This is a genomic window from Luteimonas sp. TWI382, assembly GCF_039674545.1.
Taxonomy (GTDB): domain Bacteria; phylum Pseudomonadota; class Gammaproteobacteria; order Xanthomonadales; family Xanthomonadaceae; genus Luteimonas.
The window spans coordinates 1-24025 of record NZ_JBDJNS010000023.1; the positions used below are offsets into that span (position 1 = coordinate 1).

Genomic DNA, 24025 nt, shown 5'->3' on the forward strand with positions numbered 1-24025 from the left:
GGGCATGTTTATGCAGGTTCATCCGGGGCTCCTGGGGCTGGGTTGGCTTCGTAACCCCCCATCTTCCAGAGACGCCCCGGATGAACAACCTACTGAAAGATCACACCTAGCGGGCGAGGACCGCCGCGATCACCAGCCCTGCGCCGAGCCACGCCAGATCAGTCGGCGTATTGGCCAGGCCGGCCAGCGTCCAGGCGTGGTGCGGCCCGAGCTTGAGTGCCGACTCCCAGGGCATGAGCCCCATCGGGCGGGCGAGCTGGGTGGCGACGATGCCCCAGTTGGCGATGACGATCGCCAGCAGCGTCGCGGCCGTGCCGGCGAGTGCACGTACCAGCCCGGGGCGGAGCCGGGCCAGGCGCACCAGCAGCGCGGCATCGAGCGCGGCCACCACGGCCATCCAGGCGCCTTGCGCGCCCAGCGCGTCGGCCAGCAGGATCCAGGCGGCGGCGATGCCGGCGCTGCCGAGCAGCAGCAGACCGATCGCCAGCGGCCAGCGCCGGGCGCGGGCGGGTTCGGACATGGAAGACAGCATCGCGGGAATGGTGGGTCAGCATACCGGCGCGCGGCGATACAATGACAGCCTTGTCGCGGCCACTTCCGGCCCTCATGTCCTGGGCCATGTACTCCCGCAGCAGCGAACCCGTCCGTTTCGAACGCGATTGCGAAGCCGTCCTCGTTCCCCAAGGCGAGGAGGTGACGCTGCCTGCCGGCAGTGCCGGCTACATCACCCAGGCGTTGGGCGGCAGCTACACCGTGTTCGTCGAGGGCAACCTGTTCCGGATCGCGGGCCGCGATGCCGATGCGATCGGCAAAGAGCCGCCGGTGCCGCTGGAACTGCCCGACGACGCCGACGACGCTGCGGTCGAACGCATGGTCTGGCACCAACTGCGCACCTGCTTCGACCCCGAGATCCCGATCAACGTCGTCGACCTGGGCCTGGTCTACGAGGCCGTGGTGATTCCTGTCGACAATGGGCACCGCAAGGTCGAGGTGCGGATGACGCTGACAGCGCCGGGCTGCGGCATGGGCGAGATCCTGGTCGACGACGTGCGCAGCAAGATCGAGCTCATCCCGACAGTCGACGAGGCCGACGTCGAGCTGGTGTTCGATCCGCCGTGGAACCGGTCGATGATGTCCGAGGCCGCGCAGCTCGAGACCGGCATGCTCTGACGGCGCCACCGCGCCGCGCATCCTCAGATCCCAGGGCCAGGCGCGCCGGGCGTGCGGCTGCGTGCCGGTGGGCGCGGTGATCCGATGCCAACGGCACGTGCCTGCCGGTATGCCGTGCACCCGCCCCAATGCGTTCTGACGTATCGCGCGCGGTGCGCGACACCTGCCCGGGCCACCTCCAAGCCGTCAGGGGTCAGAGGTGCTGCTCACATGGCTGAACGCAAGGCATCATGCAGAAGTGTGATGCCAGTCGCATTTATTATCGAAAAATTAATGGAAACCGCCATTGCACGCGAACATGGCTGTCGCGTAGCGTCAGTTTGCGGTCAGTTTCGTCATGTCCGCGTTCGTTGCGGGCCGGCCATCGCCATCGCGATGCACCCGGCTCCGGCCCCGCGCCGCGGCTCCGGCGCACCCACCGTCTCGGGGGTTTTCCATGTCGAACACGTTCATTCCCTCCCGCCGCCTTCGGCGCCGCGTGCTTGCGGCGGCCACGCTGGTGGCCCTTGCCGCGCCGCTGGCCGCGACCCAGGCCGTCGAGCGGCTCGATCTTGCGGGGTTGCAGTCGGCCGAACAGCACGATCGCTTCATCGTCAAATACCGTGAGGGCAGCGCCGCGCAGGCACAGCCGGCCTCGATCAACGCGGCGCTGGGGACCGTGGCCGGTCGCCTGGCCGTCGGCGGCGGCAAGCAGCTGCGGCTCGAGCACCTGCGACGCACCGCGGTCGGCGCCGATGTCGTGCGCACCAGCCGCAAGCTGGACCGGGCCGATGCCGAGTCGGTGATGCGCCAACTCGCGGCCGATCCCGATGTCGAGTACGTCGAGGTCGACAAGCGCAACCGCGTGTTCTGGACCCCCAACGATCCGCGCTTCAACCAGCAGTACGGCTTCGGTACCGGCCCCGGGGGCATTCGTGCGACCACCGCCTGGGACGTGACGCGCGGTGCGGGTGCCGTCGTCGCGGTGCTCGATACCGGCATCACCTCGCACAGCGATCTCAATGCCAACATCCTGCCCGGCTACGACTTCATCACCGATCCGGCGATCGCAGGCGATGGCAACGGTCGCGATGCCGACCCCAGCGACCCGGGCGATTTCGACGGCATTTATCCCTCGAGCTGGCACGGCACGCACGTCGCGGGCACGGTCGCGGCGGTGACCAACAACGGCATCGGCGTTGCCGGCACGGCGCCGCTGGCCAAGGTGGTGCCCGTCCGTGTCCTCGGCCGTGGCGGCGGCTACGACTCCGACATCGCCGACGCGGTGATCTGGGCCTCGGGCGGCACGGTCGCCGGGGTGCCCGTGAACCAGAATCCGGCCGAGGTCATCAACCTGAGCCTGGGCGGACGCGGCACCTGCGGCAACACGATGCAGAGTGCGATCAACGGCGCGGTCGGTCGCGGCACCACGCTGGTGATCGCCGCCGGCAACAGCAACGCGAACGTCTCGGGCTTCTCGCCGGCCAACTGCGCCAACGTCATCGCGGTGGCCTCCAACACCAGCACCGGCGCACGTTCGAGCTTCTCCAACTACGGCACCGGGATCACGCTCTCGGCGCCCGGCTCAGGGATCGTGTCCACGCTCAACAGCGGCCAGACCACGCCGGGCAGCGAGAGCTACGCCTCTTACGACGGCACCTCGATGGCGGCGCCGCATGTCGCCGGTGTGGTCGCGCTGGTGCAGTCGGTGTCCAATCCGGCCAAGACGCCGGCCCAGATCAAGGCCCTGCTGACCAGCACGGCACGCCCGTTCCCCTCGACGCCGTCCCAGCCGATCGGCGCGGGCATCGTCGATGCGAAGGCCGCGGTGGATGCCGCGTCGGGGGGCGGCGGCACCGGCCCGGGGCCCGATCCGGGCGATGGCAGCCTGGTCGTCGGCACGCCGATCACCGGCCTGTCGGGCGGCACCGGCAGCAGCCAGTTCTGGACGGTGAATGTGCCGTCGGGGGCGACCAACCTCGTCATCGCGCTGTCTGGGGGCAGCGGCGATGCCGACCTGTACGTCCGGTACGGTGCGCAGCCGACGACCTCGACCTGGGACTGCCGTCCCTATCGGTCGGGCAACAACGAAAGCTGCGCGTTCGCCGCGCCGCAGGCCGGGACGTACCACGTCCTGGTGCGCGGTTATTCATCGTTCTCGGGGGTCACGTTGCGCGCCGATCACGACTAGCGCGGCGGGGATGCAGGGCTCGGGGATAGAGGGCAGGCGGCACGCCATGATCGTCGCGCGTGTCGCCGGCGGAGCACACCGGTCTTCGGCGTGCTCCGTTTTTTCGGTGCAATCCAACGAGGGGTAGAAAGGGATGAAGACTCTGATCGCAAGCCTCACCGCCGGCGCGTTGTCGCTCGGCATCGCGACGGCGGCACCGCGCGACGCGCGACCCGCGGCGTTCGCCAACCGGTTGCCGGCCGAACACACCGTCGAGCTCAAGCGCATGCCGGGCGTGGATGTCGCCCGGCTGCGCGCCGAGGACGCCCGGCAATCGCGCACCCAGGGGCTGCGCCCGGTGCGGTTTGCCGCACCGCTGGCCGTCGACCTGACCCCGGGCGATGCCGGTGACTGGGACGAGATCGCCGGCGGCAACCTGGTCTGGCGGCTGCGTGTGGAATCGAAGGATGCGCTGTCGTTGAACTTCGGCTTCTCCGAATACCACATGCCCGAGGGCGGGCGTCTGCTGGTCTATCCGGCGGGCCTGGACCGCAACGCCGACCCCGAGGCGATCCGCGCTTTCGACGCCGCCGACAACAAGCCGCACGGCGCGCTGTGGACGCCGATCGTGCCGGGCGACAGCGCGGTGCTGGAGGTCGTGGTGCCGAAGGCCAAGCTGCCCCAACTCAAGCTGCGGCTGACCAGTGTCAACCACGACTATGTCGGCTTCGGCCGGCTCGCGCGCGAGGGCGCGCTGGCGCAGACCAAGGGCGCGTCGGGCAGCTGCAACGTCGATGTGGTGTGCCCCGACGGCGACGACTTCCGTGAGGAGATCCCCTCGGTCGGTGCGTACTCGCGCTTCGGTATGTTCTATTGCAGCGGATCGTTGCTCAACAACACCGCCGGCGACCGCAAGATGTACTTCCTGACCGCGCACCACTGCAACATGGGCACGGCGGACGCGGCGGCCAGCATCGTCGTGTACTGGAACTACGAGAACTCGACCTGCCGCACGCCGGGCAGTTCCGCCAGTGGGGCCAACGGCGATGGCAGCCTGGCGCAGAACCAGACCGGTGCGGTCGTGCGCGCGACCAACGCAGGCTCGGACTTCACCCTGCTCGAGCTCGACACGCCGGCCGACCCGGCGTTCGCACTGAGCTGGTCGGGCTGGGACCGCCGCGACCTCGCCCCGAGCGGCGCCACCGGCATCCACCACCCGCGGGTGGCCGAGAAGCGCATCACCCATTCCGACAATCCGTTGCGCGTGGAAGGCTATCTGGGCGCCAGCGGTAACAGCCATCTGTGGGTGCAGTGGAACCCGCGCGGCACCACCGAAGGCGGATCCTCGGGCTCGCCGCTCTACAGCCCCGAGGGCCGTGTGATCGGTCAGCTCCACGGCGGCTACGCCTCGTGCACGACGACCGGCGCCGACCACGTCGACTGGTACGGCCGGCTGTTCACCTCCTGGACCGGCGGCGGCACCGCGGCGACCTCGCTGGCGAGCTGGCTCGATGCGAGCGGCACCGGGGCGCAGTTCGTCGACACCCTGACCGCCGACGGCGGCCTCGAGCCGGGTGCGCCGACCGCCGACTTCACCTACGCGATCGATGCCGACACGCTGACCGTGACCTTCACTGACACCTCCAGCGCAGGCGAGGACGCAATCGACAGCCGCGCCTGGACGTTCGGCGACGGGGCCAGCTCGACCCAGGCCAGCCCGGTGCACACCTATGCCGAGGCCGGGACCTACACGGTCACGCTGACGGTCACCGACACCGAGGGCCGCAGCCACAGCCGCAGCGAGACGCTCGAGGTCGGCGACACCGGGCCGGACGCGATCGCGATCGAGAATGGCGTGGCGGTCCCGGGCCTGGGCGGCGCGGCGGGCAGCGAGCAGCTCTACAGCCTCGTCGTGCCCGAAGGCGTCAGTGGCCCGCTGCTGATCACGACCTCGGGCGGCACCGGCAACGTTTCGCTGTACGTCAGCCGCGACGCCGAACCTACGGTGGAGGCGTTCGACTTCCGTTCGCAGCGTCCGGGCAACAACGAGTCGGTCCGCATCGTCGACCCCGAGGCCGGCACCTACTACATCAAGCTGGTCGGCGCCGCGGCCTTCGCCAACGTCACGCTCCAGGCGCGCCATGCCGAGCCCAGCGACGGGGGCGGCCAGGGGTCGTTGCGCAATGGGGTGCCGGTGACCGGCATCTCGGGCGAGGCGGGCAGCGCGCAGTACTGGACGGTGCAGGTGCCGGCTGGCGCCACGAACCTGACCGTCACGATGACAGGCGGCACCGGCGATGGCGACCTGTACGTGCGCCGTGGCGAACAGCCCACCACCAGCGAGTACGACTGCCGGCCCTTTCGCTTCGGCAACGAGGAGACCTGTACGTTCGTCAATCCGCAGGCCGGCACGTGGCACGTGATGGTGCATGCGTACTCGGCGATCTCGGGCGTCACGCTGACGGCGACGTACTGAGTGAGGTCGGCGCCCGGTCGCGGTGGTCGCTGGCAGCCAGGCCTGCGCGCGATCGTCGATCGACCGGGCGATGCGGCCATTCGCGGCGGTCCAGCGGGGTCGTCCGGCATGTCGCACAACCGTCTTGCGGCCTTCATCCCGGCATCGCCGGGATGAGGGCATGCTTGATCCCGCCGCAGTCCGCGGTTTCGACAGGGCAGGGCCATGCGTCCGATTTCAATGGGCTACGCGATCCTCGCCGTGGCGGTGCTGTGCGCACCGGTCGCGGCGCTGATGGCCTCGCGTGGCCCCGACGCGCCCACGCCGCACAATGAGCCCGCCATGCAGCAGCGTTTCATCGTCAAGTACCGGGCCGGCACCGAGCCGGCGCGCGATCCGCATGCGGTGCAGGCGCACCTGGATCAGGTCGCCGAGGCGCTGCCGCGGAGCGGCAAGGCGGGCTCGACGCTCAGGCTGTCGTGGCTGCGGCGCCTGGCGGTCGGGGCGGATGTGTTCTCGGTCGATCCCGCGCTCGATGCGGACGGCACCCGGCGTCTGCTCGACGCGCTGCAGGCCGACGGCGAGGTCGACTACGCCGAACCCGACGGCATCATGACCATTCAGCGCTGAGGCGCGGCCGCTCGCTCAGGCCACCGGCTCGAAGCGATTGGCCTCGACATTCTTGCGGACTTTGAGCGGATCCCAGATCCGACCGTTCATCGCCACATAGACCCCCGGCGGCTTGGACTGTACGGCGCCCACGGCGGTGCCGATATTGAACTCCGCATCCGAGCCGCGGAAGCGCGCCGGGCTCAGCGCCCCGGTCAGCACAATGGTCTTGTCGGTGATCGAGGCCAGTACCTTCGCGGTCTCGACCATCGAGTCGGTGCCGTGGGTCAGCAGCACATGGCGTGCGGGCTGCGCGGCGATCGTTGCGCGGATCAACTCGCGGTCCTCGTCGGTGATGTGCAGCGAGTCCTTGCGGATGATCGGGATGACCCGGAACCGAAACGCGACGCCCAACTCCTCGAGCATGCGTCCGATCTGCGGTTCGCCGACCTGGTAGTCCGACTTGTCGTCGAAGTAGATCTTGTCGATCGTGCCACCGGTGGTGACGATCAGCAGCTCGTCCATTGCCATGAAGTCTGTGTGGAGTAGTGGGAATGATAGCGGGGGCGATTGGTGCTGCGCGATCGGCGATGGAAAACCCAATGCGGCCGGCTCGGCTTCGCCCCGTCTGCGATCATGGATTGCCGCGCTTGCGCGAGAAGCGCGCGCGCATGCCCGGCAGGCTGGCCGAGAACACGACGATCAGCGACAGCGCGATGCCGGCCCAGGCCAAGCGCCCCTGCTCGGGCTGCGACCAGGCGTACATCACCCCGTGCGAGAACCAGAACAGCGCCGCAATGCCCGACCACAACGGCGCGCTGGGCGCGCCGCGCAGCACGCCGGCCAGCAGCAACAGCGGCGGCAGCACGAACACCAGCAAGGCCGCACCGAAATGGGCATCGCCCCAGTGCCAGGCCAGGTACAGCAACGCGATCGCGGCCAGGGCGCCGGCGAGCGCGGGACGCGAGCCTCCGACCCTCATGCCGCGAGCTTGCCGGCCAGCATCGCGATGCGCCGGCCCAGCGCCCGGGCGAGGACGGCCTCGTCCTCGCTTGGTTGCGGGTCGTCCTGCTGGCCGGCGACGTGGCTGGCGCCGTAGGGCGTGCCGCCGCTGCGCGTGCTGGTGAGCGCGGGCTCGGTGTAGGGAATGCCGGCGATCACGCAGCCGTGGTGCAGCAATGGCACGAGCATCGTCAATAGCGTTGCCTCCTGGCCGCCATGCTGGGTGGCGGTCGAGGTGAACACCCCGGCCGGCTTGCCGACCAGCGTGCCGCTCGCCCATTCGGCGCCCAGACCGTCGAGGAAGTGCTTGAGCGGGGCGGCCATGTTGCCGAACCGGGTCGGGCTGCCGAGCAGCAGGCCGGCGCACTCGGCCAGGTCGGCGCGTTCGACATACGGCGCGCCGTCCTCGGGCACCGGGGGCGCGGCAGTCTGGGTAACGGCGGCGACCGGCGGCACGGTACGCAGCCTTGCCTGCATGCCGTCGACTTCGCCGATGCCGCGCGCAATCTGGCGGGCAAGGCGGGCGACCGAGCCGTTGCGGCTGTAGTAGAGGACGAGGATCTCGGGCATCGATGCAATCTGCGGTCCAGGACGTTCAGTGTGACAGGCCGGGGCGGCGGTGTCCGGGCGCGGCCGGGCTTCGGTGCTGCCCGCGTCACCGCTTTGCTACGCTGCGTCGATGGAACCGCTCGACACCCTGAGCCGCTGGAGCGAGCGCATCACCGACCGCGCGCGGGCGCTGTCGTTCGCGCGTTTTCTGTGGCGGCGCTTTCTCGACGACCGGCTGTTCGAGGCCGCCGGCGCGCTGGCCTTCACGACCGTGTTCGCGCTGGTGCCGCTGTCGATGGTGGTGTTCGGCGTGCTGACCGCGTTCCCCGCATTCGGCCAGTGGCGCGACCAGCTCAGCGACTACATCTTCTCCAACTTCGTGCCCAGCAGCGCACGCGCGGTGGAAGCGGTGCTGCTGCAACTGTCGGCCAACACCGGGCAGCTGACGACCATCGGCGTCGTGGCGCTGGTGATCTCGGTGCTGGTGACGCTGCTCAGCGTCGAGGGCACCTTCAACCGGATTTGGCGGGTGAAGTCGGCGCGGCCGACGGTCGGCCGTTTCCTGGTGTACTGGACTGTGCTCACGCTCGGCGCGCTGATCGCGACCGCGAGCCTGGCGGTGTCGGCACGGTTCTTCGCGCTGGAGATCTTCAGCACCGATTCGGGGCGCTGGTTGCGCGGTGCGATGCTGTGGGCGGCGCCGATGCTGATCGAACTGGTCGCGTTCGCGACGATCTTCCGGGTCGTGCCGCATCGCACCGTGCAGTGGCGGCACGCGTTCGCCGGCGCCGCGCTGTCGGTGCTGCTGTCGGAACTGGTGAAGTGGGGCATCGGTCTGTATCTGGGCAGCTTCAGCGCCTACGAAAAGATCTACGGCCAGATCGCGTTCCTGCCGATCTTCCTGCTGTGGGTGTATCTGGGCTGGGTCGCGATCCTGCTCGGGGCCTCGTTCGCCTCGTCGATCTCGGCCTTCCGTTACCAGCCGGCGCACCTGCGGCTGCCGCGCGGCTATGAGCTCTACGGCCTGCTGCGCATGCTCGGCCGTTTCGCCGAGGCCCGTCCTGCCGGCCGTGGGCTGCACAGCGACGAGATCCAGACGCTCGAACCGATGCTGACCGACGCGCTGGTCCAGCAGATGCTCGCGCAACTGGAGGACATCCAGTTGTTGCGCCGCGCCGAGACCGGGGAGTGGCTGCTGGCCCGCGACCTCGATGGCCTGAGCCTGGCCGAGCTCTACGAAGCCTGTCATCTGCGCATCCCGATCGAGGAAGCGCATCTGCCGTGTCGCGACGACCGCCTGGGCGTGGCCGCATCGGCCGCTCTCGACGACCTGCGCATCCCCTTGCGCGACCTGCTCAAGCGCCGGGTTGCCGGCGTCTACGCCCCACCGGAGACTTCTGCATGATTCGCCGCCTCGTTCCTTGCCTCGCCCTCGCCGCCGCCCTTGCCGCCTGCCAGCGCGGCGAAGAGGCCGCCGCTCCGGTCGACGACCGCGCCGCGGCGACGCCTGCCGGCGACTCCGCGCCGGCGTCGTCGCACGAACGACCGGCACTCCGCGTCGAGACGATCGATGGCGGCACGTTCGATCTGGCCGAGCACCGCGGGCAGTGGGTCGTCGTCAATTTCTGGGCCACCTGGTGCGCGCCATGCCTGAAGGAGATGCCCGAACTGTCGGCGCTCGATGCGATGCGCGAGCACGTGCAGGTCGTAGGATTGGCCTACGAGGACACCACCGCCGAAGACTTGCGCACGTTCCTCGAGGCGCGTCCGGTGGTCTATCCGATCGCGATCGTCGACACCTTCGAGCCGCCGGCCGATTTCGAGACGCCCAAGGGCCTGCCGATGACCTATCTCATCGGGCCCGATGGACGGGTGGTCGAGAAGATCCTCGGGCCGGTCACCGCGGCGAGGCTCGAGGAACTGATCGTGCAGGCGGGCGGGCCCGCAGTCGGCTGAGCCGCGCGACGCGGCCCGGCGCGTGCCGGGCCGTCAGGATCATTCCGGCGTGGCCGCCGCGCGGTACGTGGTGCTGCCGCCGCTTGCCGTGTGCGGCGGTGCGGGGCCGCGCTGGGCGTGCAGCAACTCGATGTTGGGATCGACATCGAGCCAGCGCTGCGGCGGCAGGCCGATGGCGCGGTCGAGGATCGTCGGCATCAGCCCGGACGGCAGGCCGCTTTCGCTGTTCCACAGCACGACGATGCCCAGATCGCGCTCGGGCATCATCGCCATCAGGCCGCGGTAGCCCTGGACGGCGCCGCCGTGGAACACCACGCGCTCGCCCGAGTAGTCGAACACGCGCCAGCCCAGCCCGTAGCCGGCGGCCTCGAGCCGGTCGCGGCGCCAGGATGAGTTGCGCATCTCCGGCGGGGTGCCGACGATCGGTGCCTGCAGCGTCGCCAGCAGAGGGGCCGGCAGCACGTCGGGGCGGTGCCCGGTCTGGCCGAGCATCCACTGCGCCATGTCGGCGATGCTGGCGTTGACGCCCGCGGCCGGCGCGAGTCGGTAATAGGTGGGCTTGGGCATCAACGAGGTCCAGCCTCCGCCCGCGCGCACGTGCGGCTTGGCCCAGCGCGGGCTGGCCTGGATGCCCTCCAAGCCGTAGCTGGCGTCGTTCATGCCCAGCGGCTTGAAGATCCGCCGTGACACCGCCTCGCTGAAGAATTGCCCGGAGGTCGCGAACACGACGTCGCCGATCAGGCTGAAGGCGACGTTCTGATAGGCATAGCAGTTGCCGGGCTGGCAGGTCATCGGTGCCGCCGAGAGTCGCTGTACCAGGTCGTGATAGTCGGCATTGCGCTCGATGTCACGGTCGTAGGTGTTGCGGCCCAGGCCGACGCGATGGCTCAGCACGTCGGCGACGGTGAGCTGCTGGGCGGCCGAAGGATCGGAAAAACGCAGCGACGGCATGTAATCGACCACATGGCTGTCCCAGCGCAGCGCGCCTTCGGACACCAGCAGGCCGGTGATCGTGCCGGCGAAGGATTTCGACAGCGAAGCGAGCCGGAACACGGTGTGCGCATCGACCGGCTCGGCGGACTTGACGTCGGTGATGCCGTAGCCGCGCGCGCTCAGCACCTGGCCGTTGTGGACGATCGCCATCGCCAGGCCGGGCACGCGTTGATTGGCGACCAGGTCCTGCGCCATCGCCTCGAACAACGCGACATCGAAGCCGCTGGCCAGCGGCTTGGGCTGGCGTACCGGCATCAGCGGCTCGGGCTTGACCGCGTCCTCGCGACTGCGGGCCATCGGGCGCTCGTTCAACGGCACCACCGAGGCGACTTCGGCAATGTCGTCGGCCGCTTCGCTCTCCGCAGGCGGACTTTGCGCCGCCGAGCCGAGCGCGGCGGGCAACAGCAGGCCGATCAGACCGATCCGGGCCAGTGGGCGGCGAGCTGGATGTCGGCTTTTCATCGGGCCTTCCCCCTGCGTATGCTCCGGCGATGCGGGGATGATATAGCGCGTCAAATCCAATTTGCATGAACAAGGGGAAGTTTGATGGGTAGCCCGCTGATCCTGCTCGTTTTTGTCGGTGCGGTCGTTGCACTCGTGCTCTGGGGCATCGGGATCTACAACGCACTCATCACCGCCCGCAACGCCTACCGCAACGCGTTCTCGCAGATCGATGTACAGCTGCAGCGTCGGTTCGACCTGATTCCCAACCTCGTGGAGACCGCCAAGGGCTATCTGCAGCACGAGCGGCAGACGCTCGAGGCGGTCGTCGCCGCACGCGGCGCGGCGCAGGCCGGGCTCGCGGCCGCCAAGGCCGCGCCGGGCGACCCGGCCGCGATGGGCCGACTGGCGCAGTCCCAGGGGGCGCTCGATGGCGCGCTGGGCCGGTTGTTGGCGGTGTCGGAGGCCTATCCCGAGCTCAAGGCCAGCCAAACCATGCTGCAGCTGACCGAGGAACTGGCCAGCACGGAGAACAAGGTGGCGTTCGCGCGGCAGGCCTACAACGATGCGGTCATGGCCTACAACAACCGGCGTGAGGTGTTCCCCTCGAGCCTGGTCGCCAACAACTTCCGCTTCCGGCCGGCGGCGCTGCTCGACATTCCCGCCGATCGCGCGGAAATTCGCGACGCGCCCAAGGTGCGCTTCTGAGCCACGGGGAACGGGACTCTTGCATCGGGGACGGGCGCGCGGCGCGCCGCCTGCTTGAGTTTCCGGTTCCGGTGTCCTGATCCCGGTCTGCCATGAACTTCTTCGAACGCCAGGCACGGGCCAGACGGCAATCGACACGGCTGGTGGTGCTGCTGTCGCTGGCCGTGATCGCGATCGTCGCAATCGTCGACGCCGCGGTGTGGTGGCTGCTCGGACCGCACGTCGTCGCGCTGGCCTGGGCGACGGCGCTGACCGCCGGCACGATCGCGCTCGGCTCGCTGTACCGCATCGCGACGCTGCGCGGCGGCGGCGACCGGGTCGCACGCCAGCTCGGCGGCATACCGGTCGCCGAGGACACCCACGACCTGCATCTGCAGCGGCTTCGCAATGTCGTCGAAGAAATGGCCATCGCGTCCGGCGTCCCGGTGCCGCGCATCTATGTGCTCGAGCACGAACCGGGCATCAATGCGTTTGCCGCCGGTTACACCGCGTCCGACGCCGTGGTCGCGGTGACGCGCGGGACCCTCGACCGGCTCAATCGCGACGAACTGCAGGGCGTGGTCGCCCACGAGTTCAGCCATATCCTCAACGGCGACATGCGCTTGAACGTGCGACTGATGGGCGTGCTGTTCGGCATCCTGATGCTCGGGGTCGCCGGCCGCAAGGTGCTGGTTTACGGCCGCCACGCACGCATCAGCCTGTTCGCCGCGCTGTTGGGCCTGGCCGCCGTGGCGATCATCGTAGGCAGCGTCGGCACGTTGTTCGCGCGCATGATCAAGGCTGGCGTGAGCCGCAGCCGCGAGGAACTGGCCGATGCCTCGGCCGTGCAGTTCACGCGCCAGACCGCCGGTCTTGCCGGTGCGCTGAAGAAGATTGCGGGCGTGACGGACGGATCGCGCTTCCAGCACCGCGGCGCGGCAGAGGAGGTCAGCCACATGCTGTTCGGCGACGGGCTGGGGTTGCGCGGGCTGTTCGCCACCCACCCGCCGTTGCTACAGCGCATCCAGGCGTTGGAACCGGGATTCGATGCCGCGCAGCTCACGCGGCTGCAGGTGCAGTGGTGGCAGTCGCCGCCCGACGGATTGGGCGAGGACGCTGCGCTGGGCCTGCTGCCCGCGGTGCAGGCCTTGCCGCAGGCCGGCGGGTCGATGGCGCTGGACCCGCGCACGGTGTCGGCCCAGGTCGCGCAACCGCACCAGGACGATTACGCGCGGGCGCATGCCCTGGTGTCGGCGATCGGTGACGACCTGCGTGCGGTGGCCCTGCATCGAGACTCGGCCATGCCGCTGCTGCTGGGACTGTTGCTCGACGACGATGCGGGCGTGCGCGGCCTGCAGCACGAGGCGATCGCGAGCCGGCTCGGTCAGGCCTCGGCGATCGAGGCCGACCACCTGCGCCAGTCCCATCTGCGTACGCTCCATCCGATGTTGCGCCTGCCACTGGCCGCACTGGCCTTCCCGGTCCTGCGCCGGCAGACGCGGCTGGCGCTCGCGGCGTTCCTGGACACCGTCCATGCGGTCGTGCACGCCGACGAGCATGTCTCTCTGTTCGAGTACTGCCTGGCGCGACTGCTGAACACGCAGGTCCGTGAGGCGCTCGCGCCGGCGCGCCATGTCCGCTTCGGGCGTCGCAAGCCGGGCAACGTCAAGCACGAGTTCGCGACCTTGCTCGCGGTGGTCGCGCAGGCGGGCCATCCCGGCGACCCGGCCGCGGCCCGGCGCGCCTATCTGGCCGGCATGCAGCGGGTCTTGCCGCGCGATCATCTTCCCTACGCGCCGCCGATCGCGGGCGTGCAGGCACTCGATGCGGTCTGGGCACCGCTCGACGCCCTCGATCCACTGGCCAAGCAGGTGATGGTCGAGGCCATCACCGCAGCCGCGAGCCATGATGGCCGCATCCGCGTCGCCGAGTCCGAACTGCTGCGCACGATCTGCGGCGTGCTGCACTGTCCGTTGCCCGCCGCGCTCGAGCCGGCCCCGGAGCGCCTGCTCGGCGCGGCGTGATCAGGCCTTCAGGATCAGTGCGGCGGCGCGCTCGGCGAGCATGACGACCGGTGCATTGAGATCGCCACCAGGCAGCGTGGGCATGACTGAGGTATCGACCACGCGCAGGGCGGCGACACCGCGGACCCGCAGCTGCGGATCGACGACGGCCTGCGCGTCGTCGCCCATGCGGCAGGTGCCGACCGCGCGATGGACCGATTCGGCCTGGTCGCGCACGAATGTGGCCAGGGCGGCCTCCGAGGTGCCGTCGCCCGGCGGCAGCGGTGCGCTGCGGATGCCGTCGAAGGCGGGCTGCGCCAGGATCGTACGCGCAATGCGTGCGCATTCGACCAGCATTCGCAGGTCGAAGCCCGCCGGATCGGTGAGGTAGCCGGGGTCGATCCGCGGTCGGTCGGCGATCCGGTTGCCGGTCAGCTGGACATGGCCGCGGCTGCGCGGTCGCAGGACGCAGGCGCGCAGGCTGCAGCCCGCACCGAGCGTCGCGTCATGTGCCTCGAGCTGCGCCGGCGCGAAGTGGAGCTGGATGTCGGCGCGGTCGTCGCTGGCGAGTGATGAACGGAAGAAGCCGCCCGCCTCGAACCCATTGCTGGTCCCCGCGCCGCGCCGGCCGCGCACGAAGTAGTCCCAGGCCATCGCGACCTCGCGCAGGCGGCGATGGCGCGCGGCACTGTCGCTCCGGAGCGCGATGCGGATGCCGAGCGCGTCGCGCAGGTGGCGACCGACATCCGGTGCGTCGTGCACCACCGGCAGCCCATGCCGACGCAGCGCCATCGCCGGGCCGATGCCCGAGAGCATCAGCAATTGCGGCGAGTTGATCGCGCCGCCGCACAGCAGCACCTCGCGCGTCGCCGGCTGGTGGAACGCGCCGCGCGCGGTGGCGTAGACCACGCCCGATGCGCGGCCGTGCTCGAACGTCACGCGGTTGACCCGCGCCCCAGTCACGATCGTGAGGTTGGGGCGTGCCCTGGTCGCGCGGTCGAGATACGCGGTGGCCGCCGAGCAGCGTGCGCCCTCGCGCTGGGTCACCTGGTACAGGCCCACGCCGTGTGGGTCGGGGCCATTGAAATCGGTCGTGGCCGGCAGCCCGGCCTGGCGCGCTGCTTCGATGAACATCCGCGTGCGTGGGTCGACATGGCGCAGGTCGGAGACCGTCAGCGGCCCATCGCCGCCGTGCAGCATGTCGCCGCCGCGGATGTTGCCTTCGGCCCGTCGGAACCACGGCAGCACGTCGCGCCAGGCCCAGCCCTCGGCGCCGTGGGCGGCCCAGTCGTCGTAGTCGGCCGGGGCGCCGCGGGTGTAGCACATCGCGTCGATCGCGCTCGAGCCGCCCAGCACCCGCCCGTGCGGCCATCGCAGGGTGCGTCCGGCGAGCTGCGGCTGCGGCGCGGTGGTGTCGTCCCAGGTCACGCCCCGGCCGCGGAGCTTGCCCGCCGCCGCGGGCATGTGCAGGAACGGGTGGGTGTCGTTCGGGCCGGCTTCGAGCAGCAGCACCTGGAGCTGCGGATCGGCGCTGAGCCGGTGCGCGAGTACGCAACCGGCGGCGCCGGCGCCGACGATGATGTAGTCGTAGACGGGCGGAGGCGTTGGGGGCATCGGATGCGTGGGCAGGGCGGGGCGACAAGGATAGGCGGGCGCGGTGCACAGCGCTGGCGGTAGCCGGGGTCATCGGCTAACGTGCGCGTCGACAGCCGCCTCCCGCACGTGTCCCGATGACCGACGTTGACGCCGATGCTCCCCACGGGCGCGGCCAGTTCCGGCGTGCGCTGCGCGAGTCGCCGCCGCTGTGGTGGGCGCTGCTGTACTTCTTCTGCCTGCTGTGCGGCTACTACGTGCTGCGCCCGGTGCGTGATGCGATGGGCGCCTCAACCGACGCGGTCGCCATCTTCCCAGGCTTCATGCTCGACTGGGCCGCCTCGCGCGGGATCGCACTGGGCGAGCTCACGCTCCAGGTGCTGTTCACCGGCACCTTCTTCGTGATGCTGGTGTTGCAGCCGCTCTACGGCGCGCTGGTGTCGCGTTTTCCCAGGCGGGTCTTCCTGCCTGTGGTCTATCTGATCTTCATCGCGTGTCTCATGGCGTTCCGGTGGGCCTTCGACAGCGCCTTGCCCGGGCGCGGCGCGCTGTTCTTCATCTGGATCGCGGTGTTCAACCTGTTCGCGGTCAGCGTGTTCTGGAGCTTCATGGCCGACGTGTTCGATGATGCGCACGCCAAACGCTGCTACGGCTACATCGGCGCGGGCGGGACGATCGGCGCGTTTCTCGGGCCCCTGATCACGACATTGCTGGTCGGACGCATCGGGGTCGGGAACCTGCCGCTGATCAGCGCAGGCTTTCTGGCCGTCTGCCTGCTGTGCATCCTCAAGCTGCGGGCCTGGGCACGCCGCAACGAGGCGCGCCGCGCCGCGCAGGACGAGCGTGCGATCGGCGGCTCGGTCTGGGCCGGGCTGAAGTTGATCGTCCGCGATCCGCTGCTGCGCGGGCTGGCGCTGCTGATGTTCTTCGGTGTCGGCGTCGGAACGCTGCTCTACAACGAACAGGCGGCGATCGTGCGCGCGTCGTACGCGACTGCCGAGGCGGCCACGCGCTATTACTCGACGATCGACTGGGCCGTGAACGGGCTGACGATCCTCGTCCAGTTGCTGCTCACCCGCTGGTTGCTGCGCCGCTTCGGTGTGGCGCCGCTGCTGCTGTTGCCGGCCTGCGCAATTCTGGTCGGCTTCTCGCTCCTCGCGGCCTCGCCGTATCCGCTGCTGGTGGCGGTGGTCCAGGTCGCGACCCGGGCCAGCGAGTTCTCGCTGTCGAAGCCGGCACGCGAGACGCTCTACACCCGGGTGGATCGCGAGTCGCGCTACAAGGCCAAGGCGGTCATCGACACCGCGGTCTATCGCGGCGGCGATGTCACTTTCGTCTGGGTGCACAAGGCCTTGGCCGCGCTGGGTTCGCAGGTGGTGTTCCTGGCCGGCGTGGGCATCGCCGCAGGCATGCTGGCCGGCGCCTGGCGCGTGGTCCGTGCCGAGCGCCGGCTGCCCGATCGCGAGCGCGATCCGATCATCTAGCTTCGCCTGTGCAGTGGCGCGCGACCGGTGTTCAACCCGATGCGAACCCACGCACCGCCAGGGCGGTGAACATCAGCGCGCCGAGCAGGAACAGCGCGCTGAGCAGGTGCACCAGTCGATGGTGCACACGGAGCCAGACGAACTGCATCGTCAGCCGCAGCCAACAAAAGGCCGCTATGCCGGCGAGCATCGCATGGCCCAGCGACGTGCCGGCGAGTGCGCCCGGCATCGCCAGGCACAGCCACGCGACACCGAAGAACACCAGCACGAGCTGCGCATTGGCAATCTGCACGATCGCGCGGTTGGCGACTGTCGTGGCGTGCAGCGTGCACGGCCACCCGAACAAGCGCCAGAACGCAAAGTGGAAGACCGCAAAGGCCAGGCTGTGCACGCCGCAGGCGATGAGCAGGGCGGCGTCGAAAGCAGCAAGGCTGCTCGATGGCATGCCGGGCTCCAGAGACGAAAACGGGCACGGCCTGCAGGAGGACCGTGCCCGTTGGGGAACGCAGATCGCAGCCTCAGGCTGCTTCGCGTGACCCGTCTTCCCGGCGGCGTGCGACCAGGTCGCGATAGCCGGCCGAGCGCAGTTCCTCGGGGTCGAAGTCGTCAACGGTGATCGTGTCGAGCGTCAGCGCGCGCAGTTCCTCGAGCAGCCCACGCTCCTCGGCACTAATATGGCCTTCGCGCACGGCCTCATCCAACTGGGCGTCGTAGTCCAGCGCCTCGATGCCCTTGCTCTTGAGCGCCTTGAGGAACTTGCGCTCCACCGGCTCGGCCGCGACCGCCTTGGCGAGGTAGCTGGCGATGCGGCCGCCGGGATTGCGCTCGGTCGGCTGCAGGAACACGCCATCGGCCAGGCGCTCGCGCGCATCGTTGAGACTCATCAGCAAGGCCGCCACACGGTGCCCCAAGCGGTCGCCGGGCGCCTCGGCGCGGCGGCCGAGCGGGAAGATCAGTGCCCACATCAGCCAGCCGACCGGACGGATCGGGAAGTTGCGCAGCGCCGCCGACAGCGCGGTCTCGATCTTGTGCACGCTGTCGTGGAATGCCCAGGCCAGCAGCGGCTTGTCCGCTTCGGGCGCGCCCTCGTCGTGATAACGCTTGAGGATCGCACTGGTCATGTAGATGTGGCTGAGCACATCGCCGAGCCGGCCCGACAGCGACTCCTTGAACTTCAGCTTGCCGCCGAGCATCAGCATCGACACGTCGGCCATCAGCGCAAGATTGGCCGAGTAGCGGTCGAGCTTGCGGAAGTAGCGCCGGGTGTAGGCATCGCCGGGTGCCGCGCCGATCCGTGCGCCGGTCAGGCCGAACCAGAACGAGCGCACCGCATTGGAGATTGCAAAGCCGATGTGCCCGAACAGGCTGCGATCGAACGCCTCCAGGCCCGCCGCGGTATCGGGGTCCTGCGCGGCCTTCATCTCCTTCATGACCCACGGATGGCACAGGATCGCACCCTGGCCGAAGATCAACAGGCTGCGCGTCATGATGTTCGCGCCCTCGACGGTGATCGCGATCGGCGCGGCCTGCCAGTTGCGGCCGGCGAAGTTGCGCGGCCCCAGGATGATGCCCTTGCCGCCGATCACGTCCATCACGTCGCTGATGACCTCGCGGCTCATCGTCGTACAGTGGTACTTGGCGATCGCCGACGGCACCGACGGCACATCGCCACGGTCCACCGCGGCTGCCGTGGCCTGCGACAGCGCGCTGATCGCGTAGGCCTTGGCGCCGATGCGCGCCAGCGCTTCCTCGACACCCTCGAAGCGTCCGACCGACAGCCCGAACTGCTTGCGGATGCGCGCATAGGCGCCGGTGATCACCGCGCCGGCCTTCGCACCGCCGCTCGCCGTCGACGGCAGCGTGATCGAACGGCCGACCGCCAGGCACTCGTTGAGCATGTTCCAGCCCTTGCCGGCCATCTCGGCGCCGCCGATCAACTGGCTCAGCGGAATGAAGACATCCTTGCCGCGGATCGGGCCGTTCTGGAACGGCGAGTTGAGCGGGAAATGGCGGCGGCCGATCTCAACGCCAGGGGTGTCGCGCGGCAGCAGCGCCAGCGTGATGCCGATGTCCTGGGTATCGCCGATCAGACCCTCGGGGTCGTACATGCGGAAGGCCAGACCGATCAAGGTGGCGACCGGCGCCAGCGTGATGTAGCGCTTGTCGAACGTCAGCCGCACACCAAGCACGTTGGCGCCGTTCCACTCGCCCTTGCAGACGATGCCGTAGTCGGGGATCGAGGTCGCGTCCGAGCCGGCGAACGGACCGGTCAGGCCGAAGCAGGGCACCTCCTGGCCGACCGCCAGGCGCGGCAGGTAGTAGTCCTTCTGCTCCTGGGTGCCGTAATGGTTGAGCAGCTCGCCCGGACCGAGCGAGTTCGGCACGCCGACCGTGGAGCTGACCACACTCGAGACCGACGCCAGCTTCTGGATGACCTTGTGGTGCGCGAGCGCCGAGAAGCCCAGACCGCCGTAGGCCTTGGGGATGATCATCCCGAAGAAGCGGTTCTCCTTGATGTAGGCCCACAACTCGGGCGGCAGGTCGGCATGGACATGGGTCAGCTCCCAGTCGTCGACCATCGCGCACAGCGTCTCGACCGGCCCATCGAGGAAGGCCTGTTCCTCGGCGGTGAGCTGCGGCTTGGGATAGTTCAGCAGAATGTTCCAGTCCGGATCGCCGGTGAACAGCTCGCCCTCGAAGCCGACCGAACCGGTTTCCAGCGCGATGCGCTCGGTCTTCGACAGCGGCGGCAGTACCTTGCGAAAGAACGTCAGCAGCGGCGCGGTGATCAGCGCCTTGCGCACCGGCGCGATCAACAGCGGCACCGCGATCAGCGCGACGACGACGGCGGCGACGACGGTCGCCGTGGCATTGGCGCCAAGCAGCCAGCAGGCCAGCAACAACGTGATCGTGATCGCGGCCCAGTAGGCGAGTCGCAGCCGGTGGTAGGCGGCGAACGCGCCGGCAAGGAGAAAGGCGAGGAAGGGGATCGCGACACTCATCATGGACTCCGACAGTCGGCGAGGCAGGCGGGAGGGCGACGGAGACGTCGCCCCAATGGGCCGATCTTGACCGTACGGTCGAGTATGGTAATGCGAACGACCGAAGTCAATGCTGCGCCGCGGCGCGTCTTCGCAGCGTCGATACTGTTGCCGACGCAGGCGTATGGATAGACTGTCGCGATGAGCAAATCCGCTTCACCGCCCGCCGCGGGCACCGCCCGGACCGGCACCACTGCGCCCGAGCGCCAGGGGCGCCTGAGCGCCGACGACTGGGCCCAGGCGGCGCTGGACCTGATCGCCGAAGCCGGCGTGCAGGCCGTCGCCGTCGAACCCCTGGCCCGCCGCCTCGGCGTGACCAAGGGCAGCTTCTACTGGCATTTCCCGTCCCGAGACGCCTTGTTGCAGGCCGCGCTCGAGCGCTGGGAGAACGTCGAGCAGGAGGCCCTGTTCGGCGCGCTCGAATCGATGCCCGACGCACGCGAGCGCCTGCGCGCGCTGTTCCACATGGTCGCGCGCGAGTACAAATCGCACGTCATCTACAGCGCCCTGCTCAAGGCGCAGGATCACGCCACGGTGCAGCCGGTCATCGAGCGCGTGTCCAAGCGCCGCCTGGACTACCTGACCGCGTCGTTCCGCCAGGCCGGACTCGCCCGCGAGGACGCCCAGCACCGCGCGCGCCTGACCTACGCCGCCTACGTCGGCTTCCTGCAGCTGAACCTGCAATTGCACCAGGCCCGCATGCAGCAGGAGGAGTTCGACGCCTATGTCGAGCACTTGGCGAGGACGCTGGTGCCGAGGTGAGGGCTTCTTCGCTTGCTCTGTGCTGCACGTAAGATGTGCCCACGAGGAAGAAACTACTCAGGCAAGGCGGTAAAAAAGCGACGGCTCCATATGGAGCCGTCGCTTTACTGCCTAGATGTGAATCTAGTAATGCCTCAGAAGTTCTGCTGGTAGTTGAAGTAAATGAACCTGCCGGGGATCAAGTACTGAGCGTCAAAGGTGTTTGAGAACGCGTTAGAAGACAGCGGCGGTTCTTTATCGAACAGATTACGAACGCCTGCCGTGATCTTCGAGTTCCAAGGCGACTTCCAGCTCGCCTGGGCATGCGTGTAGGTGACGCCTCCAAAATAGTTCGTGGGTGCCCTGCGAGGAACCCCAATGACGGTGCTGGAGCCGGGAACAAACTCGTACTGGTCCACAATGCGGTCGGGGTCCGAACACATGTTCACAAGGTCCAGGTACTGTGGATCGACTGCGCCCAGCGCAAGTGCCGTATCGCGGAACATGGTGCAGCTTTCACGAACGCGACTGCGATACTCCAACGTAACAGAGGCGTTGAAGTCGGCGTACTGCCAATTCGCAGTCAGGCTGGAGCGCAAGCGGTGACGCGGAGCGCCGGTCGACGAGTTCCCTGCCACGGTGCCGACTACATTGCCAGCGGAGATGCGGCCATCGCCGTTGAGTTCGCCGCGCTGGATTTGACCCACGTCACCGAAGTAGCTCACGTAGGTGTTGTCCATGCGGAGCTGGAAATTTCCAAGCCGAGCAGTTTCGAACCTATAGGCCGCGCCGAAATCAAAACCTTCAGTCTCCAGGCCGCCAACGAAGTTCGTGTTCTGGGCCATAATGGCGGAAACTTCGCCGATGTTGCCATTGACCGCGCCGGCGGTATCGCGAGTGATCAACGAGCAACTGTTGAGGTTGAGCTGCTGGTAGCATTCGTTGAGAATAGTCTGCGCCGCTGACGATCCGACTGCATTGCGAATGGTGATGTTGTACCAGTCGACGTACGTATCGAAACCCGGAAGCCATTGCGGTGAGTAAACCAGTCCAAGTGTCTTGGATACGGAGGTTTCAGGCTGGAGGTTGGTGTTGCCACCGGTGGTTGCGTATGTTTGAGACAGGCGAGAGACAAAGCCCTCTGGAGCGCCCGTTGCGCGACACAGTTCACGAGTCGCCGCACTGGATTGGAACGTTGGATTTGTTGCATTGCAGGGGTCAGAGAAGGACGGGCGACCCGTCGCCGAGCCCGCAAACAACTCCGATACAGAGGGTGCGCGGAATCCTTCACCCCATGAGCCTCTGACGAGCAGGTCGTCTACCATCTGCCAGCGAAAGCTAGCCTTAGGGTTGGTGGTGTCGCCGAATGTGGAGTAGTCCGAATAACGGCCCGCAAGTGACAGCTCGAGCGACTTGGCCAAGAATGCGTCTTTCAGCAGGGGGACTTGGAGTTCGAGATAGGCTTCGTCGACGCTGTAGCTGCCGCGCGTCGGCAGGAATGGATTGTCGCCGAGCACCAAACCCGCGGCGGTCAACGGGTCAGGTTCGTTTGAGCCGAACTCTTTCCTATGTTCGAGTCCAAATGCGAAGGCAAGCATGCCTGCCGGAAGTTCGAACAGTTCGCCGCTGAGGTTGGCGGTTGCTGATTCCAAGGTGGACTTCTGGACATTCTTCGGATTGACCGCGATCCAATCGAACATGTCCTGCGTGAAGCCGGTTGGGCCGCCCAGTACGTTCATGGGCACGCAATTGGCGATGATCTGCGTCGGGGTTCCGCAGCGGGCTACACCAGCGCTGTCGATGAATGAGGGGCCGGTTGCTTGATTGACGCGCGTGGAGAAGTAGAAACCGTTCTTCGGCTGCAATTGCTTGTTCTGAGAGTATGAGTATCCAACGTCCCAGTTGAAGAAGCGTTCGCCGAGTTCGAAGAAGCCATCAAGGCCTGCGCTAAAGCGCCATGTATCCTGCTCCTGTCCGTACACGCGCGGGAAATTGGTGGGCCGGAAGGCGGCCCCGACGATATCCACGCCGAAGGGGTTGTAAATGCTGGCCGAGGAGATGGTCAGGGGTGACAGAGGCTGAGCTGCCAGCTGAGCTTCACCAGTGCGATTGGTGTAGAACACGTCACTAGTGAAGCGGACGGCGTCGTGAAGCTGGTAGCCGACTTGGCCGAAAACGGAGTAGGTTTTTTGCGGCTGAACCAGATAGTTGTCGGGCGCAAAGTTGTAGCCGTCGGTGAGGAAGTTAAATGGCCGGAAGTCAGACTGCGTTGTTGGGGAACAGACTTGATTGGGTAAGCAGCCCGAGTTCGAGGGGTCGAGAATGAGGTTGCGTCCTGCAACTGTGAAGTTGCCATATGGGCCGACCGGGCTCGCGCGTCCCGGAGCCGATACCGTCGCCGGGAACCCATAAAGCGGAACCGCGGAGATCGCCCGATCGCCGGCAGAGATCGAATCTTGCTTGTTGTAGGACAAGCTCAGAAGGCCGGAGAAGCGCTCAGTCGTTCCGCCAACCGTAAAGTCATAGGATTCCCGAGCGCCGTCGCCCTGCGAGTACTGCCCGTAGTTCGCGTTGAACTGCGCGCCATCAAAATCCCGGCGGGTTTGGATGTTGACGACGCCGCAGATTGCGTCCGAGCCGTACAGAGCTGAAGCGCCGTCTTTCAGAACTTCTACCCGCTCAACCGCAGCGAATGGAATCGAATTGAGGTCCACCGAGCCGCTGAGGCCGTTGTCACTCACCCAGCGTCGGCCGTTCACCAGCACCAGCGTGCGATTGGCCGCGCAATTACGGAGATTGACGCTGGAGTTGCCACTCGTGTTGCCGTTGTTGGTGTTCAGGCTGAGGGATGGGCCGTTTGCGCTGATCTCGCGAAGGACGTCAGATACCTGAGTGAGGCCAGTGGCTTCTAACTCTTGCCTGGTGATTGCGAGCACGGGCAATGCAGCCTCGGACTCTGAGCGCTGAATGCGGGATCCCAGTACCTCGACACGATCTAGCGTTTGGGCTTCCTGCGCACTCGCGGTACTTGTAGCTGCAGACGCCGTTGCGCCGGCGACAAGCGCGAACGCAATCGCGCCGCCAAGCTTTGTGGTCTTCAACTTCATTCCTCTCTCCAAGTCAGTCTTGGGATTTCCCCAGGGGAACCCGCC

Annotated in this window: 19 protein-coding genes; 10 read left to right on the forward strand and 9 right to left on the reverse strand. The window is 67.9% G+C overall.

Going from position 1 to position 24025, the window contains the following annotated elements:
- Nucleotides 1-106: 106 nt before the first annotated feature.
- Nucleotides 107-520 (reverse strand): hypothetical protein, encoded by a 414-nt coding sequence (locus tag ABE505_RS13280; protein WP_346445050.1) that lies wholly within the window; start codon nt 518-520, stop codon nt 107-109.
- A gap of 98 nt (nt 521-618) precedes the next feature.
- Between ABE505_RS13280 and sufT the strand changes: the two genes are divergently transcribed.
- The 4 genes from sufT to ABE505_RS13300 all read left to right on the forward strand — a co-directional run bounded on the left by sufT (nt 619) and on the right by ABE505_RS13300 (nt 6404).
- Nucleotides 619-1170 carry a putative Fe-S cluster assembly protein SufT gene (gene sufT / locus ABE505_RS13285; RefSeq protein WP_346445113.1) on the forward strand — a complete coding sequence of 184 codons (552 nt, stop codon included), beginning with the start codon at nt 619-621 and terminating at the stop codon, nt 1168-1170.
- Between the two features lie 436 nt (nt 1171-1606).
- Nucleotides 1607-3340: a S8 family peptidase gene (locus tag ABE505_RS13290; protein ID WP_346445052.1), complete on the forward strand. Its 1734-nt coding sequence runs from the start codon at nt 1607-1609 to the stop codon at nt 3338-3340.
- 133 nt (nt 3341-3473) lie between these two features.
- Complete coding sequence (locus ABE505_RS13295; RefSeq protein ID WP_346445054.1) at nt 3474-5795, forward strand: pre-peptidase C-terminal domain-containing protein; 2322 nt, start codon at nt 3474-3476, stop codon at nt 5793-5795.
- Between the two features lie 204 nt (nt 5796-5999).
- Entirely contained in the window at nt 6000-6404 is a 405-nt protein-coding gene (locus tag ABE505_RS13300) for a hypothetical protein (RefSeq protein WP_346445056.1), read from the forward strand.
- 15 nt (nt 6405-6419) lie between these two features.
- Here the strand turns inward: ABE505_RS13300 and ABE505_RS13305 are convergent, their stop codons facing one another.
- From ABE505_RS13305 to wrbA, 3 genes are all read right to left on the reverse strand, one after another.
- Entirely contained in the window at nt 6420-6908 is a 489-nt protein-coding gene (locus tag ABE505_RS13305; RefSeq protein ID WP_346445058.1) for an asparaginase domain-containing protein, read from the reverse strand.
- Nucleotides 6909-7017: 109 nt separating this feature from the next.
- Nucleotides 7018-7365: a DUF2069 domain-containing protein gene (locus ABE505_RS13310; protein WP_346445060.1), complete on the reverse strand. Its 348-nt coding sequence runs from the start codon at nt 7363-7365 to the stop codon at nt 7018-7020.
- A complete protein-coding gene (wrbA, locus tag ABE505_RS13315; protein WP_346445062.1) occupies nt 7362-7955 on the reverse strand; it encodes an NAD(P)H:quinone oxidoreductase in 594 nt (197 codons plus the stop codon). The genes ABE505_RS13310 and wrbA overlap by 4 nt, the downstream gene beginning before the upstream one ends.
- A 109-nt stretch (nt 7956-8064) precedes the next feature.
- Between wrbA and ABE505_RS13320 the strand changes: the two genes are divergently transcribed.
- Both ABE505_RS13320 and ABE505_RS13325 read left to right on the forward strand, forming a co-directional pair.
- Entirely contained in the window at nt 8065-9339 is a 1275-nt protein-coding gene (locus tag ABE505_RS13320; protein ID WP_346445064.1) for a YihY family inner membrane protein, read from the forward strand.
- A complete protein-coding gene (locus ABE505_RS13325) occupies nt 9336-9890 on the forward strand; it encodes a TlpA disulfide reductase family protein (protein WP_346445066.1) in 555 nt (184 codons plus the stop codon). The genes ABE505_RS13320 and ABE505_RS13325 overlap by 4 nt, the downstream gene beginning before the upstream one ends.
- Nucleotides 9891-9929: 39 nt before the next feature.
- Here ABE505_RS13325 and ABE505_RS13330 read toward each other — a convergent pair whose 3' ends face one another.
- The gene (locus tag ABE505_RS13330; RefSeq protein ID WP_346445068.1) at nt 9930-11345 is read right to left on the reverse strand and encodes a serine hydrolase domain-containing protein; all 1416 of its coding nucleotides are present in this window, start codon (nt 11343-11345) and stop codon (nt 9930-9932) included.
- Between the two features lie 84 nt (nt 11346-11429).
- On the opposite strand from ABE505_RS13330, the gene ABE505_RS13335 reads away from it, so the two are divergent.
- Both ABE505_RS13335 and ABE505_RS13340 read left to right on the forward strand, forming a co-directional pair.
- Nucleotides 11430-12032, forward strand: a complete 603-nt coding sequence (locus ABE505_RS13335) for a LemA family protein (RefSeq protein WP_346445070.1) — start codon at nt 11430-11432, stop codon at nt 12030-12032.
- A 92-nt stretch (nt 12033-12124) separates the two neighbouring features.
- Nucleotides 12125-14035, forward strand: a complete 1911-nt coding sequence (locus ABE505_RS13340; protein WP_346445072.1) for a M48 family metallopeptidase — start codon at nt 12125-12127, stop codon at nt 14033-14035.
- On the opposite strand, the gene ABE505_RS13345 is transcribed toward ABE505_RS13340, so the two are convergent.
- Nucleotides 14036-15628, reverse strand: a complete 1593-nt coding sequence (locus ABE505_RS13345; protein WP_346445073.1) for a GMC family oxidoreductase N-terminal domain-containing protein — start codon at nt 15626-15628, stop codon at nt 14036-14038.
- Between the two features lie 116 nt (nt 15629-15744).
- Between ABE505_RS13345 and ABE505_RS13350 the strand changes: the two genes are divergently transcribed.
- Complete coding sequence (locus ABE505_RS13350) at nt 15745-17091, forward strand: MFS transporter (RefSeq protein WP_346445075.1); 1347 nt, start codon at nt 15745-15747, stop codon at nt 17089-17091.
- Nucleotides 17092-17122: 31 nt separating this feature from the next.
- On the opposite strand, the gene ABE505_RS13355 is transcribed toward ABE505_RS13350, so the two are convergent.
- Together ABE505_RS13355 and ABE505_RS13360 are read right to left on the reverse strand one after the other, a co-directional pair.
- Nucleotides 17123-17536 (reverse strand): hypothetical protein, encoded by a 414-nt coding sequence (locus tag ABE505_RS13355; protein WP_346445077.1) that lies wholly within the window; start codon nt 17534-17536, stop codon nt 17123-17125.
- 73 nt (nt 17537-17609) lie between these two features.
- Nucleotides 17610-20093 carry an acyl-CoA dehydrogenase gene (locus tag ABE505_RS13360; RefSeq protein ID WP_346445079.1) on the reverse strand — a complete coding sequence of 828 codons (2484 nt, stop codon included), beginning with the start codon at nt 20091-20093 and terminating at the stop codon, nt 17610-17612.
- Between the two features lie 180 nt (nt 20094-20273).
- On the opposite strand from ABE505_RS13360, the gene ABE505_RS13365 reads away from it, so the two are divergent.
- On the forward strand, nt 20274-20894 hold the full coding sequence (locus ABE505_RS13365; RefSeq protein ID WP_346445081.1) for a TetR/AcrR family transcriptional regulator: 621 nt from the start codon (nt 20274-20276) through the stop codon (nt 20892-20894).
- A gap of 134 nt (nt 20895-21028) precedes the next feature.
- Here the strand turns inward: ABE505_RS13365 and ABE505_RS13370 are convergent, their stop codons facing one another.
- On the reverse strand, nt 21029-23980 hold the full coding sequence (locus tag ABE505_RS13370; protein ID WP_346445083.1) for a TonB-dependent receptor: 2952 nt from the start codon (nt 23978-23980) through the stop codon (nt 21029-21031).
- Between the last annotated feature and the right edge of the window lie 45 nt (nt 23981-24025).